Source organism: Burkholderia sp. Ac-20344 (assembly GCF_017104975.1).
Taxonomy (GTDB): domain Bacteria; phylum Pseudomonadota; class Gammaproteobacteria; order Burkholderiales; family Burkholderiaceae; genus Burkholderia.
The window spans coordinates 1-15,360 of record NZ_JAAGPP010000181.1 but is presented as its reverse complement, the minus strand read 5'-3'; the positions used below and the strand labels follow the sequence as shown (position 1 = coordinate 15,360).

At 69.0% G+C, this 15,360-nt stretch carries 13 protein-coding genes; 7 read left to right on the top strand and 6 right to left on the bottom strand.

What is annotated here, in order from left to right; translation table 11 throughout:
* Positions 1-1,818: collagen-like triple helix repeat-containing protein (locus G3N64_RS34465; RefSeq protein ID WP_205788147.1), on the bottom strand; the 1,818-nt coding region annotated here is incomplete at its 3' end.
* A 359-nt stretch (positions 1,819-2,177) separates the two neighbouring features.
* On the opposite strand from G3N64_RS34465, the gene G3N64_RS34460 reads away from it, so the two are divergent.
* The gene (locus G3N64_RS34460) at positions 2,178-2,579 is read left to right on the top strand and encodes a carboxymuconolactone decarboxylase family protein (RefSeq protein WP_205788146.1); all 402 of its coding nucleotides are present in this window, start codon (positions 2,178-2,180) and stop codon (positions 2,577-2,579) included.
* A 59-nt stretch (positions 2,580-2,638) separates the two neighbouring features.
* Here the strand turns inward: G3N64_RS34460 and G3N64_RS34455 are convergent, their stop codons facing one another.
* Genes G3N64_RS34455 through G3N64_RS34445 form a run of 3 tightly spaced genes read right to left on the bottom strand, consistent with a single transcriptional unit; the run spans position 2,639 to position 6,106 of the window.
* Positions 2,639-3,625 (bottom strand): alpha/beta fold hydrolase, encoded by a 987-nt coding sequence (locus G3N64_RS34455; protein WP_205788145.1) that lies wholly within the window; start codon positions 3,623-3,625, stop codon positions 2,639-2,641.
* A gap of 7 nt (positions 3,626-3,632) precedes the next feature.
* Entirely contained in the window at positions 3,633-5,207 is a 1,575-nt protein-coding gene (locus G3N64_RS34450; RefSeq protein ID WP_205788144.1) for an NAD(P)/FAD-dependent oxidoreductase, read from the bottom strand.
* Positions 5,204-6,106, bottom strand: coding sequence for an SDR family NAD(P)-dependent oxidoreductase (locus G3N64_RS34445; RefSeq protein WP_205788143.1), 903 nt, complete (start codon positions 6,104-6,106; stop codon positions 5,204-5,206). Before G3N64_RS34445 ends, G3N64_RS34450 begins: the two co-directional genes overlap by 4 nt.
* Before the next feature lie 103 nt (positions 6,107-6,209).
* Between G3N64_RS34445 and G3N64_RS34440 the strand changes: the two genes are divergently transcribed.
* Entirely contained in the window at positions 6,210-6,851 is a 642-nt protein-coding gene (locus tag G3N64_RS34440; protein ID WP_241021350.1) for a TetR/AcrR family transcriptional regulator, read from the top strand.
* 316 nt (positions 6,852-7,167) lie between these two features.
* Here G3N64_RS34440 and G3N64_RS34435 read toward each other — a convergent pair whose 3' ends face one another.
* Entirely contained in the window at positions 7,168-7,431 is a 264-nt protein-coding gene (locus G3N64_RS34435; RefSeq protein ID WP_205788141.1) for a fucose-binding lectin protein, read from the bottom strand.
* Between the two features lie 231 nt (positions 7,432-7,662).
* Positions 7,663-8,604, bottom strand: a complete 942-nt coding sequence (locus G3N64_RS34430; RefSeq protein ID WP_205788140.1) for a LysR family transcriptional regulator — start codon at positions 8,602-8,604, stop codon at positions 7,663-7,665.
* Positions 8,605-8,731: 127 nt separating this feature from the next.
* On the opposite strand from G3N64_RS34430, the gene G3N64_RS34425 reads away from it, so the two are divergent.
* The 5 genes from G3N64_RS34425 to pnuC all read left to right on the top strand — a co-directional run.
* A complete protein-coding gene (locus tag G3N64_RS34425; RefSeq protein ID WP_205788139.1) occupies positions 8,732-9,376 on the top strand; it encodes a glutathione S-transferase in 645 nt (214 codons plus the stop codon).
* Positions 9,377-9,412: 36 nt separating this feature from the next.
* Positions 9,413-11,572 (top strand): pyridoxamine 5'-phosphate oxidase family protein, encoded by a 2,160-nt coding sequence (locus tag G3N64_RS34420; RefSeq protein WP_205788138.1) that lies wholly within the window; start codon positions 9,413-9,415, stop codon positions 11,570-11,572.
* A gap of 123 nt (positions 11,573-11,695) precedes the next feature.
* Positions 11,696-11,899, top strand: a complete 204-nt coding sequence (locus G3N64_RS34415) for a DUF2970 domain-containing protein (protein ID WP_085040781.1) — start codon at positions 11,696-11,698, stop codon at positions 11,897-11,899.
* A gap of 605 nt (positions 11,900-12,504) precedes the next feature.
* On the top strand, positions 12,505-14,736 hold the full coding sequence (locus G3N64_RS34410; RefSeq protein ID WP_205788137.1) for a TonB-dependent siderophore receptor: 2,232 nt from the start codon (positions 12,505-12,507) through the stop codon (positions 14,734-14,736).
* Between the two features lie 59 nt (positions 14,737-14,795).
* Positions 14,796-15,360 (top strand): nicotinamide riboside transporter PnuC (pnuC, locus tag G3N64_RS34405; protein WP_205788136.1); only part of this gene is annotated, 565 nt, incomplete at its 3' end.

Here is a 15,360-nt window from a genome sequence, read left to right as displayed (position 1 = left end):
CGTGCCGACCGGGCCGCTCGACAGCAGGCCGCCGAGCGTGCTCGTCACGTTGCCGCCCGGCGTCGTGACCGTGCCGGTGAGGCTGGCACCGAGCGGCGTCAGCGCGTTGACGAGGTTCGTGACCGGCGCCAGCAGGCCGCCGACACCCGAGCCACCGGTGCCGCTCGTTCCGCCCGAACCGGTGCCGCCGAGCGCACCCGTCAGCGAGCCGAGCAGGCCCGTGACCGGTCCGAGCGGGCCGCCGCTGCTCGTGCCGCTCGTGCCGCTCGTGCCGCTGGTGCCGCCCGAACCGCTGCTGGAGCTGCCCGCGGTGTTGCTGTTCACGAGGCCGCCCACGGACGTCACCGTGTTGCCGAGCTGGGTCACGGATTCGCCGAGACTCGTACCGGCCGGGTTGCCGGTTGCACCGCTCACCTGCGAGCCGATGAGGCCCAGGCCGCTGCCGAGCGTGCCCAGCAGGTTGCTGAGCGGCGCGCCGAGCTGGGTAGCGCTGCCGAGCGTCTGCGTGGCGCCCGGCGTCGTGACGCCGCCCGTCAGCGCGTTCGTGATCGGGTTGATCAGCGTGCCGACCTGCGTGCCGAGCTGCTGGACCGGCGCGCTGTTCAGCGCGGTGTTGAGGCCCGATGCGGTCGAGTTGACCGTGCCGCCGATCGTGTTGACGAGCCCGCCGACCAGCGTCGTCACCGGCGAGAGCGGCGACAGCGGCCCCGATCCGAGGCTCGTCACTGCGTTACCGAGGTTGTTGACCGCGCCGCCTGCGCCGGTCAGCAGGCCGGTGGTCGACGTGAGCGTCGGTCCGAGCGGGTTCGCCGACACGCCGATCGAGCCGAGGCCGGCCGCGACGCCGTTGCCGAGCGCCTGCACACCGTTGCCGAGGCTCGTGACCGCGTTGCCGACGCTGGTCGCCGTCGTCGCGTTCGTGCCGGGGATCTGCACGCCGCCGATCTGCGCGCCGCCGTTCGCGACCGTCGTGCCGAGTGCCGTCACGAGGTTGCCGGATTTCTGGAGGACATTGCCGAGCGGGGTGACGCCGGTGCCGGAAGTGCCCGACGTACCGGAGGTGCCCGACGTGCCGGAAGTACCCGACGTGCCGGAAGTACCCGACGTGCCGGAAGTGCCCGAAGTGCCGGAAGTGCCCGAAGTGCCGGAAGTGCCCGAAGTGCCCGAAGTGCCCGAGGTGCCGGAGGTGCCCGAGGTGCCCGAGGTGCCCGAGGTGCCCGAGGTGCCCGAGGTGCCCGAGGTGCCCGAAGTGCCCGAAGTACCCGAAGTACCCGAAGTACCCGAAGTACCCGAAGTACCCGAAGTACCCGAAGTGCCCGAAGTGCCCGAAGTACCCGACGTACCCGAAGTGCCCGAAGTACCCGAGGTGCCGGAAGTACCCGAGGTGCCGGAAGTACCCGAGGTGCCCGACGTACCGGAAGTACCCGACGTACCGGAAGTACCCGAGGTGCCGGAAGTACCCGAGGTGCCGGAAGTACCCGAGGTGCCGGAAGTACCCGAGGTGCCAGAAGTACCCGAGGTGCCAGAAGTGCCCGAGGTGCCGGAAGTACCCGAGGTACCGGAGGTGCCCGACGTACCGGAAGTCCCCGAGGTGCCGGAAGTCCCCGACGTACCGGAGCTACCCGAAGTCCCGCCACCCGAAGTCCCAGACGTCCCGCCGCCCGACGTCCCGGAAGTCCCCGAACTGCCGCCCGTCCCTGACGTGCTCGGCTTGATCGTCGGCGGGGTCGTCGGTCCATCGACCGAGCCGCAACCATAGAGTGCGAGCAGCGACGAGACGGCCATCGTTACCGTCGTCTTCTTGAAGAGTTTGTGCATGTTGGCCTCGACATTGGAAGTGTGTCCAAGCCTCCACTGCAAATTCCGCGCCACGACAGTTTTCGTGAAACGGTATCGCGCTTTATTGCGGAAATCGGGAATATCGGTGCGATTTAAACGGAGTAACGGTGCTTTTACGCGACGGGCATGCACGGTGCGCCCGGCGTGGCGGTTGCGATGTTCCCGTGAGCCGCCGTAACGCGCGGCGCGATGTTACGTAGCGTTCGATATCGCGTGACGCGGGCGGCCCCGAACCGAGCGCCGCATCTTTGACGAAATGCGCCGGCCGGATGAATATGGCGCGACCCCCCGGCTGCCGACGACGCGGAGGCGGCCACGACTCCACACAGGACACGGACATGAGCGAACAAGACAGGGAGTACGGCAAGGCGCGACGCATCGACGTGATGGGCGAGGCGTTCGTCGAGCGCGCGATGAGCGACCTCGACGGCTTTTCGCGCCCGCTGCAGAACTGGCTGAACGAGCACGCGTGGGGCAGCACGTGGCACCGGAGCGGGATCGACCTGAAGACGCGCAGCCTGTGCACGTGCGCGATGCTGGCGGCGCTCGGCCGCAGCACGGAACTGAAGGGTCACATTCGCGGTGCGCTCAACAACGGCGCGAGCCTCGTCGAGATCCGCGAGGTATTGCTGCACAGCGCGCTGTATGCGGGTGCGCCGGCCGCGGTCGAGGCATTCCGCTGCGCGCGCGAGGTGATATCGGATCTCGGGCTGTCGGTGCCCGACGACGACGAAGCCTGATTCCGCGCCGGCGCAGTCGGCACGGTACGGGATCGGGCTCCGCTTCGATCAACGTCGGCCTAGTGCTCGACCCGCGCCGCTTGCGCGGCGGCATCGGCCGGCGTCGCGGCGACGTCGAGCAGCCAGTCGGCGGTGGCCTCCGGAATCGTCACCGGCAGCATGTGCCCGCCCTCGACGACCGTCAGCCGCACGCGCGCCGATTTCTTCGCGAGCGCTTCGCCGTGCTCGCGCCAGTTCAGGATCGGATCGGCGCGGCCGTACAGCACGTCGATCGGCAGCGCGAGGTCCGGGTAGCGACGCGCCATCGCGGGCAGGTCGACGGGGGCCGACAGCAGGTCGGTCGCGGTCGCGTAGAACACGTGCGGGCGCATCCCGAGCAGCCCGCCGCCCTTGACCGGGAAGTCGCGCGGCACCGCTTCCGGCGCGAACACCTGGCGCACGGCCTTGCGGCCGGTCAGGATCGTCAGCGGGATCGCGAAGGTCCACGACACGAAGCGGCGCACGAGCGGCGACGGCAGCATCAGCGGCTTGAACGGCGCCGGCGGCTCGCTTTGCTCGTGCGACAGCGGCGCGATCAGCGCGAGCCGGCTCACGCGGTCCGCATGATTGAGGCCGACCGCGAGCGCGATCGCGCCGCCGAGCGAGTGGCCGACCAGCACCGGCTTGTCGAGCCGCAGCGCGTCGATGAATGCGGCGACCGTGCGGGCCTGCGCGAACACGTTCGCCTGCGAGCCCGCGCCGCGGAGCGAGCGGCCGGCGCCCGGCCGGTCGATCAGGATCACCCGATGGTGCTGCGCGAGCCGCGCGAGCGGCAGGTATGCGAAATTGCGCAGTTGCCCGGCGAGCCCGTGGACGAACACGAGCGGCGGGCCGTTGCCGTATTCGACGTAGTGGATGCGGTCGCCGCCGATGTCGACGAAGCGGCCTTCGGGCGGAAACGCGCGCGTCACGCGACGGGCCACGTAACCGGTAAACAGCGCGAGCGCGGCGAGCACCGCGACGGCGCCGAGCAGCACGTTCTGGATCAGATGGAGCGTAGGGGTCATGTCGGCCTCAGCGGGTTTCGAGAGCGGGTTCGGCAACCGGCGTCGTGGCGGCCGGGCCGGCTTTCGCGCGGCGTTCGAACTGCATGGCCGAATCGGCGAGCCCGCTGAACTTCAGCGACGCGAGATCGAGCACGTAGTTCTGGTGGAACTTCCACGGCTTGTTGTGGCCTTGCTTCGGCAGGATGCCGGCCGCGCGCTGGATGTAGCCCGAGCTCAGGTTGACGGCCGGCACGTTGCCGAGATCGCCGGCGCCGAGCCGCGGCACGCACGTGTCGTAGCCGTTCGCGCGCATGTGGTTGAGCAGCCGGCACACGTAGCGCGCGATCAGCTCGGCCTTCAGCGTCCACGACGCATTCGTGTAGCCGAACGACGACGCGAGGTTCGGCACGTCGCTGTACATCATCCCCTTGTACGACACGGTGTCCGGCAGGTCGACCGCGCGGCCGTCGACGGTGACGCGTGCGCCGCCGAGCATCTTCACCTTCAGCCCGGTCGCGGTGACGATCACGTCCGCGTCGAGCTGCTGGCCGCTCTTCAGCTTGAGGCCGGTCGGCGTGAAGCGTTCGATCTCGTCGGTGACGATCGACGCGCGGCCCGCGCGGATCGACTTGAACAGGTCGCCGTTCGGCACCAGGCACACGCGCTGGTCCCACGGCATGTAGCGCGGCGTCAGGTGCTTCGCGACGTCGAAGCCGGGGCCGACCTGCTTGCTGGCCGCGCGGATGATGAACTGCTTCGTCCGGTCGGGCTTGCGGCGCGACACGTTGTACAGGTACATCGTCAGCAGCACGTTCTTCACGCGCACGAGCCGGTGCGCGAGCCGCGACGGCAGCACGCGGCGCAGCGCGTTCGCGATCTTGTCGCGCGCGGGCAGCGACACGATGTAGGTCGGCGAGCGCTGCAGCATCGTCACGTGCTGCGCGTCGGCCGCCATCGACGGCACGAGCGTGACCGCCGTCGCGCCGCTGCCGATCACGACGACGCGCCGGTTCGCGTACGACAGGTCCTTCGGCCAGTGCTGCGGATGCACGAGCTTGCCCTCGAACGTGTCCATGCCGGCCCAGTCGGGCAGGTAGCCGGCATCGTAGTCGTAGTAGCCGCTGCACATGAACAGGAAGCGGCACGTATACACGAGCGTGTCGGTCGCGCCGTCCCGCGTGCGCTCGATGCGTACGGTCCAGCGCGCGCGGTTCGAGTCCCAGTCGGCCGCGACCACCTTCTGGCCGTAGCGGATCGTCTTGTCGATGCCGTACGCGCGCGCGGTGTCGCGGATGTAGTCGAGGATCGTCTGGCCGTCCGAGATCGCCTTGTCGCTGTGCCACGGCCGGAAGCTGTAGCCGAGCGTGAACATGTCGGAATCCGAACGGACGCCCGGATAGCGGAACAGGTCCCAGGTGCCGCCGATCGCGTCGCGCGCCTCGACGATCGCCACGCTCGCATACGGGCAGCGCTGCTTCAGGTGATACGCGGCGCCGATGCCGGACAGGCCCGCGCCGACGATCAGCACGTCGAGGTCGTTGCCGTCCTGGCGGGCGCCGGAGGCGGGCGGCGCGTCGCGCCGGTCGGTCGTCGTCGAGGTCATGCGAGGTCCTTGCTGGGCGTGGTCGGGAGCGCGGCCGGTGCATGCGCGCGGTCGAGGTTGCGGGCGCGGGCGCGGCGCACGTGGCGCAGCATCAGCCACTGGTAACCGGCGCCGAGCAGGCGCGCGATCCGGTCGAGCCGGCGCGCATCGGCGCCGACGAGCACGCGGCGCGCATTGCGCTCGACGCCCGCGAGAATCTGCCGGGCGGCGTCGTCGGCCGTCGTCGCGTTGATCAGGCGGTTCGCCTGGCGGCGATGGGTCGCCTCGTCCTGGCCGGTGAGCGCGTGGATGCTGGTATCGACGCGGCTCGCGTCGACGATGTTCGTCGCGACGCCGCCCGGGTGCACACAGGTCGCGCTCACCGGCGCGCCGTCGAGTTCGAGTTCCATCCGCAGCGCCTCGGTGAAGCCGCGCACCGCGAATTTGGTTGCGTTGTACGCGCTTTGCGTCGGCATCGCGACGAGGCCGAACAGGCTCGACGTGTTGACGACATGACCGTCGCCCGACGCGCGCAAATGCGGCAGGAACGCCTGCGTGCCATGCACGACGCCCCAGAAGTTGATGCCGACGATCCATTCGAGATCGGCGATGCGTGCGGTCTCCGCACTGGCGGCCAGCGACACGCCCGCGTTGTTGAAGACCAGGTTGACCTTGCCGTGCTCGGCGCGCACGAAATCGGCCCACGCGAACACCGCATCGCGGTCGGACACGTCGAGCCGCCGTGTGCTCACGCGCACGCCGTGCTGCGCGCAGGCGGCCGCCGTGCCGGCGAGCCCGGCCTCGTTGACGTCGGCGAGCGCGACCTCGCAGCCGCGCCGCGCGAGCTCGACCGCGAGGCTGCGGCCCATGCCCGAACCGGCGCCCGTGATCGCGGCGACCTTGCCGGAAAATCCGTTCATCCGTTGCTCCTCCTGTTCCGTTTGCACTGCGTCGGCGGCGCGCCTAATGTGGTGTTTGTCGTCACCACTTTAGTTTTCGGGTGTCCTGATGTCAAATAGCGGAATGGAGAAAGCACTCGAAACGGAAAAACGGGGCCGCTCGTATGGCGGCGTGGCGCCTGAGGTGCGGGCCGCCGAGCGGCGCGCCGCGCTGATCCGTGCGGCGACGCGCGTGTTCGGCACGGTCGGGTTCCGCAAGGCGACCGTGCGGTCGATCTGCCAGGAAGCGAAGCTGAACGATCGCTATTTCTATGCGGCGTTCGACAGTACCGAGGATTTGCTGCGCTGCACCTACCTGCATCATGCGCAGCAGCTGCATGAGGCGGTCGCGCGGGCGGTGGCCGAGTGCGGCGGCGACCTGCACGAGAGCGTCGACGCGGGGCTCGCCGCGTTCTTCGCGTTCCTGCGCGACCCGTGCGCGGCGCGCGTGCTGCTGCTCGAGGTGATGGGCGTGAGCGCCGACACCGACATGACGTACCAGCGCATGCTGATCGACTTCGGCAAGCTGATCATGGCGATCGGCGCGCCGCGCGAAGCGGCGACGCCCGCGGAGCGCACCGAGCAGCGGCTGATCGGGCTCGCGCTCGTCGGCGCGATGACGAACGTCGGCGCGGCGTGGCTGCTCACCGAATATCGCGAGCCGGAGGCGCAAATGGTCGCGAGTTGCCGGAAGGTGCTGCTGGGGACATTGCGGGAGATCGGGTAGCGGAAGCCATCGCGCTTTCGCGTGGGCGCCCGGCATTGCCGGTTGGAAATGAAAATAAAACGCTGGCCGCACGGCGCACCGGACGCCGTGTCGTTTTCTGGCTCGATTTAATCGCCTGTTTCATAAATAAAAACCCGGCGATTTTTCGGGGTGGAAAATAAATTTCAGCAGGCTGTCATTGTTTTTTATTTCGATTCCATGTGGCAGTGCATTGACCAAAACAATGTGGATCGAATTAAAAAGCGACGCAATGCGAAAGTCGGTTCGCATTGCGCCGATCGTGGCGCGACAATCATCGCGCCCCAGGCACGCTCGATCACAAACCCGTATAGCCGCCCCGGGTCCAGCCATCGCCATCCCAGCACCACTCGGTCGTCGAGCCGCCGCTGGTTGCATACACGCGGATGTGGACCGCGCTTCCGACCAGCCAGCACGTTGCGGATACGTTGTCCCCCGGCTGGTTGAACGCGCCGGTGTACCAGTTCTGGCCGTCGTAGCAGCGCTCCGTGATCTTGTTGCCGTTGGCCGTATAGACGCGGATCGACGGCGTGGTTCCCCATGAAATTGCGGCGGTTTGCATTTCAGACTCCTTGATTGAATAAAGCGGAGAATTGAAACATTTCGGTAAACGCAAATCAGCGCATTACCGGGAATAAGATTAGTAGAAAAACGGGAAAAGCAATGCCTGATTTTTTGGGGTAATAAAGGGCGTATTCATGATGGGCGAGAAGGCCCGGAGAAAGGAGGCTGGAGACGTGTTGAAGCGCATGGATGGCCGGCGGTCGTGCCGGACGATGCCGGCCGTCCGGAATCAGCCGCTCGTGTGTTTCGCGCGCACCGGCGCTGCCGTCGTCTCCCCGATCCTCGCCTTCATCGCATCGACGAACGCCCGCACCTTCGGCGAAGGCAGCCGTGTCGACGGATACACCGCATGAATCCCGGCCGGCGCCGAGCGCCACGCGGGCAGCAGCCGTACGAGCCGGCCGGCCGCGACGTCGTCGGCGGTCGAAAAGTCCGTCAGCAGCCCGAAGCCGCCGCCCGCGAGCACGATCGCGCGGCACGCCGTCGCGGTGTTCGACACGACCTGCGCGATACAGCGCACGGAAGCGGCGCCGCCGTTCGCGTCTTCGAGTTCGACCGTATGCGGGCGCGGCAGCGTCGACAGCATCACGAACGGCAGCGCGGCGAGCGCATCCGGATCGTGCGGCCGCCCGTGGCGCGCGACGAACGCGGGGCTCGCGACCAGCCATTTCTCGAACGTGCCGAGCTGCACCGCGCGATAGTTCGAATCGGCGAGGCGGCCGATGCGGATCGCGACGTCGAGGTTGTCCGCGACGAGATCGACGATGCGGTCGTTCGCGACGAGTTCGACGTCGAGCCCCGGATGCCGGTCGCGCAACGCGACGACGGCAGGCGCGACGACCAGCGCGCCGTAGTCGATCGGCACGCTCACGCGCAGCGTGCCGCGCAGCGGCCCCGCATCGGACGACACCGCGTCGAGCGCGGTTTCGGCGGCGCGCACGATGTCGCGGCACGCGTCGTAGAACGCGCGCCCCGCGTCGGTCACGCTCAGCCGCCGCGTCGTGCGCACCAGCAGGTTCGCGCCGACCTCGGATTCGAGGCGCTGCATGTGCGTGCTGACGACCGTCTTCGCCAGGCCGAGCCGCTCGGCCGCGGCCGTCAGCGAGCCGGCGTCGACCACCGCGACGAAGATCGCCAGCCGGTTCAGGTTCACGTCGCGCAGATCGGCCATCGTCGATTGTCCTATGGAAGAGGATAATGTTTCCTTGATTATCCGTCTTCTGGCGACGAACGGCGAGCGCTACGCTGCAGCTGTTCGTCGCCGATCCCCAGCGGCGCGAGATTCCGGAGTGTTTTCCATGTCTGCCGCCCGCAAGCCCGCTGCACCGATCCGCGTCTATTCGTTCCTGCTCTCGGGACATGCGCATCGTGTCCGGTTGTTCCTGTCGCTGCTCGGCCTGCCGTCCGAGACCGTCGACGTCGATCTCGCGGCCGGCGCGCAGCGCGAACCGGCGTTCCTCGCACTCAATCCGCTCGGGCAGGTGCCCGTGATCGACGACGGCGGTACGGTGATCGCCGATTCGAACGCAATCCTCGTGTACCTCGCGAAGCGCTACGGCGACGCGCACTGGCTGCCCGACGACCCGGCGGGTGCGGCGGTCGTGCAGCGCTGGCTGTCGTATGCGGCCGGGCCGATCGCATCGGGGCCGGCCGCCGCGCGGCTCGTGACCGTGTTCGGCGCGAAGCTCGACCCGGAGGCCGCCAAGCGCACGGCCGCGAAGGTGCTCGACGCGATCGATCGCGAGCTGGCCGGCAAGCCGTTCGCGGCCGGCGCGCAGCCGACGATTGCGGACATCGCCGCGTACACGTACATCGCACACGCACCGGAAGGCGGCGTGTCGCTCGAGCCGTATCCGCACGTGCGTGCCTGGCTGGCGCGCGTCGAGGCGCTGCCGGGCTTCGTTGCGATGCCGACGACGCGCGCGGGCCTGCTCGCCGCGTAACGCCCACCGAAGCCGCGCCTGATCAAGGAGAACGCAATGAACACCCCGACCGCCGCCGTCCCGGGCTGGGAACTCGACACCGCGCCGTTTCACGCGGGCGAACTCGCGGTGCAGCAGCGCGCGGGCGTGACGGACGCCGCGGGTTCGGCCGGCCGGCGCGGGATCCGGCGCTTCATGCCGGACCAGCACCGGACGTTTTTCGCGCAACTGCCATTCTTCGTGCTCGGCGGCGTCGATGCGCACGGCCAGCCGTGGGCGACGCTGCGGGCCGGTGCGCCGGGGTTCGTCACGTCGCCCGATGCGCGCACGCTGCGCATCGGGGCGCGCGCGCTGCCGGGCGATCCGCTGGCCGGCGCGTGGCAGTCGGGCGCGCCGCTCGGCGGGCTCGGCATCGAATTCGATACGCGGCGGCGCAATCGCGTCAACGGCGTCGTGCGCGCGGTCGACGGCGATGCGCTGACGATCGCCGTCGAGCAGAGCTTCGGCAACTGCGCGAAGTACATCCAGGGCCGCAAGCCGACGTTCGTCGCACGGGACGTCGACGCGTCCGCGGGGCCGTCCGTGTCGGACGCGTTGAGCGATGCCGATCGCGCGCTGCTTGCGCAGGCCGATACGTTCTTCGTCGCGAGTGCGAACACGTCGGCGGACGCGGGCGCCGCGCGCGGCGCGGACGTGTCGCATCGCGGCGGAATGCCGGGCTTCGTGCGCGTCGACGATGCGCGCACGCTGACGACGCCGGATTTCAGCGGCAACCGCTTCTTCAACACGCTCGGCAACCTGCAGCACGATCCGCGCGCGGGGCTGCTGTTCGTCGATTTCGACAACGGCGACCTGCTGTATGTGGCCGCGCGCGCCGAGATCGTGTGGGACGGGCCGCTCGTCGCGTCGTTCGACGGCGCGCAGCGGGTCGTGCGGTTCCATGTGCGGGAAGTGCGGCGCATGCGCGCGGTGCTGCCGTTCCGGTGGTCGGCGGTCGAGCGCGCGCCGCAATTTGCGGCGATGGCGGCGGGCGCGGGTGTGGCGGCGGTGCCGGTGCCTTCTGCACCCGCTTCGAAATCTGCAATCGCACTGGCATCAGAATCAGCACCCGCATCGGCAGCGACATCGGCAACGACATCAGAAACCGCATTAGCACCCGCATTAGCACCCGCATCGACACCCGCATCGACAGCCGCATGGCGGCCGCTGCGCATCGCGAAGATCGTCGACGAAGCGCGCGGAATCCGTTCGTTCCATTTCGAACCGGCGGGCGGCAGCGCATTGCCCGCCTACGAAGCCGGGCAGCACCTGACGCTGCGCGTCGCGCTGCCGGGCAGCGATGCGCCGTCGATCCGCAGCTACACACTGTCCGATGCGCGGGGCGGCGCGCATTACCGGATCACCGTGAAGCGCGAAGGGCGCGTATCGGCGTGGCTGTACGATCACGCGCGGGCGGGCATGACGCTCGACGCGCAGATGCCGCGCGGACGCTTCACGTTCGATCTCGCGAGCCCGCGTCCGGCCGTGCTCGTGTCGGCCGGCATCGGCATCACGCCGATGGTCGCGATGCTGCGCCGCGCGCTGGCCGACGATCGACCGCCGCGCCGCGTGGTGTTCGTGCACGGTGCGCGTGAAGCGGCCGACCGGCCGTTCGCGGCGGAGCTGGCACGCATGGCGGCCGCCGACGAACGGTTGTCGCTCCACTGGTTCGACAGTCATCCTCACGAAGGCTCGGCAGCGCAAGCCGGCCGCATCGACATCGCGCAATTGAAGCGGCTCCTGACGTTCGACGACTACGACTTCTACCTGTGCGGGCCGTCGGCGTTCATGCGCGACCTGTACGACGGGTTGCGCGCGCTGAACGTGCCGGACGAGCGCATCCGTTTCGAGGCATTCGGGCCGTCGAGCGTGGCGCGCAGCGCGACCCGCACGTCTGCAACACCGCCGGTGGCGAGCGTGCCGGTCGTATTCCGGCGCACGGGCCGCGAAGCCGCGTGGACGCCCGCCGACGGCACGTTGCTCGAATTCGCGGAAGGGCAGCGCGTGGCGGTGCCGTCCGAATGCCGCTCCGGGTCGTGCGGCACGTGCGCGACACGCGTGCTGTCCGGTGCGGTCGACTACGAGCAGGCGCCCGATGCGCCGGTCGAACCCGGCTGCGCGTTGCTGTGCGTCGCGCGGCCCGCGCAAGGGACGGCCCCGCTCGTGCTCGACCGCTGACGCGCCCGTGCGACATGCCGCCGCAGACGGCCTGCTGCGCGAAAAGTGCGCGCAACTGCTTCTTTTTTCGGATGCCGTTCGGATCGACGATAGCGTCAACCGATAGATGAAAGGAGCGCAATCATGAAACTGCTCGGCATGATCCGACTGGTCCTGTGGAGTTTCTTCGGCGTACGCAACAGCAAGGCGCACGCGACCGATCTCGCGAACGCCAACTTCACGCTGCTGCCGTTCGTGGCGATCATTCTCGCGGTGCTCGTCGGCGCGGTCATCTACGGCGTCGTGCATCTCGTCGTCGATCCGACCGTGACGATGCAGGGTTTCTGATCCGCCGGCCGCCGAATCGCGAGCGGGAGAACGTTCCCGCCCCGGTTTCCGGCCGCACGACCGGCGCGCAACTGCGCCGGTCAGCGAGGTGGCCGCGTACGACGCGAGTCACGCGCACATCGGCACGGTCGTCGTGCCGCACGAAGCGCGCTTCCCCGTTCCCGCCTTTCCCGCCTCCCGTTTCGCCCCGATTCCACGGCGGTCAGCCCCGCCCGGGGTAAAATGCGCGCCGCGCCGCGATGTCGTGCGCGACGGGCACGCCGCCGTTCCAGCGAACGGTGCGCGCAAGTGCGTCGCGCCCGCACCGAGGCGTTCGAAGCGTCCCCCCGCATGACAAGACCGCGCGATGCAGCCGGCCGCCCGACACACCCTCGACGAACCGGTCGACGGCTGCGTCGGTTCCCGGTGCATCACCCGAATCCGATGTCCCATCCTGCGTCGTCCCGACCGAGCGGCCCGCTTGCGTGCCGTATCGTCCGGTTCGTCTGATGATTGCCGTGCCGGCTCATGCGTCCGGCGGAGGGGCTGGACGCGGTTGCGGGCGCGCTTCGCAGCGTCGTAACGGGTTTCGACAGGGTCGAGTGGCGAGTTTTCCATCCAGAACAATGACGGTGAATAGAACAACAGCGTCGCGCGCACGGCGGCGGCGCGCGAAGGTCGGGCTTGGCGTCGGTCTCGGCATCACGCTTTTTGCGGCACAGGCCGCCGCGGCGCAGGGCGATACGCCGGCGCCGGACGCCGAAGCGGCCGGCAGCGCGACGTTGCCGACGATCACGGTGAGCGGCGAGCGCGGCAACGCGCTGCGCGCTCGCACGGCGTCGGTCGCGGGGCTCGATGACGCGCCGCTGCGCGACACGCCGGCGTCGGTGACCGTCGTCACGCGTGCGCAGCTCGACGACCAGCAGGCGAAGCGGCTGAGCGACGTCGTGCGCAACGACGCGTCGGTCGTCAACGACTATGCGCCGGTCGGCTATTTCGAAGGCTTTGCGATCCGCGGTTTTCCGGTCGATCTCGCGAGCGCGATCCGGATCGACGGGCTGACGGTGTCCGGCGAGCAGAACGTGCCGCTCGAGAACAAGGAGCGCGTCGAGATCCTGAAGGGGCTCGCGGGCATCGACAGCGGCGTCGTCGCGCCGGGCGGCGTGATCAACTTCGTGACGAAGCGTTCGGCGAACGTCGCGAGCGTGACGGGGGGCGTCGACAGCCGCGGCTCGACGTCGGCAGCCGTCGATCTCGGCCGCCGCTTCGGCCCCGGCAATCAGTTCGGCTTCCGGATCAATGCCGCGAAGGAGAACATGCACTCGACCATCGACGGCACGAACGGGCGGCGCACGTTCGGCTCGATCGCCGCCGACTGGGACATCAGCCCGCGTGCGAGCCTGCAGCTCAATGCCGAATTCCAGCAGTGGATCCAGCGTTCCGCCCCCGGCTACCAGTTGCTCGGCGGTACCGTCGTGCCGTCGGTCAAGACGACGTCGAAGGCGCTCGGCACGCAGCCGTGGGCGAAACCGGTGACGACCGACGCGCTGAACCTGAACGCGCGCTTCGACTACCAGTTCAGCGACGACTGGAAGGCTTACATCGCCGCAGGCCGCAGCCGCACGATGATCGACGACAACAGCGCGTTCGCGTACGGCTGCTCGTACGCGGCGAGCTGTGCGGCCGGCGCGACGTCGCCGTTCTTCTTCGGCGCGAACGGCGACTACGACGTGTACGACTTCCGCAGCCCCGGCGAATACCGGCGCAACGACGACCTGCGTGCGGTCACGACCGGCAAGTTCGCGACGGGGCCGCTGCGGCACGAGCTGACGCTCGGCGTGAGCGTGCAGCGCCGCGTCGTGAGCATGGCCGACGCCGTGTACGACTACGTGGGCAGCGAGAACATCTACGGGCCCGACACGACGTTCTCGCCGTCGCCGAATTCGCCCGGCCCGTCGTATCCGCGCCTCGATGCGTGGCAGTACGGCGTGTTCGGGCTCGACCGCATCAGCATCGGCGAACACTGGCAGGTGCTCGCGGGCGGCAAGGAAGTGCTGCTGCGCCAGCGCAGCTGGAGCAGCCTCGACGGCGACGCGACGCATACCGACCGATCGGTGTTCCTGCCGCAGGTCGCGCTCGTCTACAAGCCGGTGAACGTGCTGTCGCTGTACGCGTCGTACAGCAAGGCGCTGTCGCTCGGCGACCAGGCGCCCGTGCGCGCGACCAACGCGTATGCGTTCCTGCCGCCCGTCGAATCGCACCAGATCGAGGTTGGCGCGAAATACGACTGGCTCGACCGGCTGAGCCTCACGGCCGCCGTGTTCTCGATCAGCAAGCCGTTCCAGTTCGCCGACCCGGACGCATCGGGCACGCGCTATACGTTCGTGCAGCGCGGCACGCAGCGGCACCAGGGGATCGAGCTCGGCGCGGCCGGGCGCGTGACCGAGCGTCTGGGGCTGACGGCCAGCGTCGCGGCGATTCGTGCGCGTGCGTACGATTCCGGATCGCCGGCGTACGAAGGGCACCAGATCATCAACGTGCCGGCGCTGCGCGCGTCGCTGTATGCGGACTACGCGGTGCCGGGCGTCGCGGGGTTGAACGTGCTGGGCGGCGTCGAGTACAGCGCGGCCCGCAACGCGAACGAGGAGGGCACCGCGCGCGTGCCGTCGTGGTTCGTGTTCAACCTCGGCGCGCGCTATACGACGAAGATCGGCGGTCATCGCACGGTGCTGCGCGTGTCGGTGGACAACCTGTTCAACAAGTTCTACTGGCGCGACGCGGGCGAGCAGCAGGGCGATGCGTACCTGTTCCCGGGTGCACCGCGCACCGCGCGCGTATCGTTGACCTATGATTTCTGATCGTCCGGACCCTGCAGCGTGACGCGCGGCCCCGGCAGCTAACCAGGAGAGCACAGACGATGTCCCCACTCGAAATCGCCGGCGTGATCGTCAGCGCGCTCGCGATCTGGCTGACCGCGAAGCGGCGCATGCTGTGCTGGCCGGTCGGGCTCGTGTCGGTCGCGCTGTACGGCTGGATCTTCTTCGACGCGAAGCTGTATTCGGACATGCTGCTGCAGGGCGCGTTCGCGGTGCTGCAGGTGTACGGCTGGCAGCGCTGGCTCGCGCAGCGCGCAAGCGAGGCCGACGGCAGCGCGGCGCCGGCCGGCGACGTCGCACCCGTCACGGGCGTGCGGCCGATGCAGATGCTGCCCGACCTGATCGCGGCCGTCGTCGGCAGCGCGCTGCTCGGCGGCATGATGGCGCGCTGGACCGATGCGGCGCTGCCGTTCGTCGACGCATCGCTGACCGCGTTCAGCCTCGTCGCGCAATACTGGACCGCGCGGCGCTATATTGCGTCGTGGGGGCTGTGGATCGTCGTGAACGTCGTATATGTCGGGATGTTCGTGTTCAAGGAACTGTATCTGACGGCCGGACTCTACGCGCTGTTCATCGGGCTGGCCGTCGTCGGCTGGCGCGACTGGA

What these genes read in the sequence shown, in the direction of transcription:
- G3N64_RS34460 (WP_205788146.1), top strand. Translation starts at nt 2,178, where the DNA reads ATGAGCGAACAAGACAGGGAGTACGGCAAGGCGCGACGCATCGACGTG.
- G3N64_RS34455 (WP_205788145.1), bottom strand. Translation starts at nt 3,625, where the DNA reads ATGACCCCTACGCTCCATCTGATCCAGAACGTGCTGCTCGGCGCCGTC.
- G3N64_RS34450 (WP_205788144.1), bottom strand. Translation starts at nt 5,207, where the DNA reads ATGACCTCGACGACGACCGACCGGCGCGACGCGCCGCCCGCCTCCGGC.
- G3N64_RS34445 (WP_205788143.1), bottom strand. Translation starts at nt 6,106, where the DNA reads ATGAACGGATTTTCCGGCAAGGTCGCCGCGATCACGGGCGCCGGTTCG.
- G3N64_RS34440 (WP_241021350.1), top strand. Translation starts at nt 6,210, where the DNA reads ATGGAGAAAGCACTCGAAACGGAAAAACGGGGCCGCTCGTATGGCGGC.
- G3N64_RS34435 (WP_205788141.1), bottom strand. Translation starts at nt 7,431, where the DNA reads ATGCAAACCGCCGCAATTTCATGGGGAACCACGCCGTCGATCCGCGTC.
- G3N64_RS34430 (WP_205788140.1), bottom strand. Translation starts at nt 8,604, where the DNA reads ATGGCCGATCTGCGCGACGTGAACCTGAACCGGCTGGCGATCTTCGTC.
- G3N64_RS34425 (WP_205788139.1), top strand. Translation starts at nt 8,732, where the DNA reads ATGTCTGCCGCCCGCAAGCCCGCTGCACCGATCCGCGTCTATTCGTTC.
- G3N64_RS34420 (WP_205788138.1), top strand. Translation starts at nt 9,413, where the DNA reads ATGAACACCCCGACCGCCGCCGTCCCGGGCTGGGAACTCGACACCGCG.
- G3N64_RS34415 (WP_085040781.1), top strand. Translation starts at nt 11,696, where the DNA reads ATGAAACTGCTCGGCATGATCCGACTGGTCCTGTGGAGTTTCTTCGGC.
- G3N64_RS34410 (WP_205788137.1), top strand. Translation starts at nt 12,505, where the DNA reads ATGACGGTGAATAGAACAACAGCGTCGCGCGCACGGCGGCGGCGCGCG.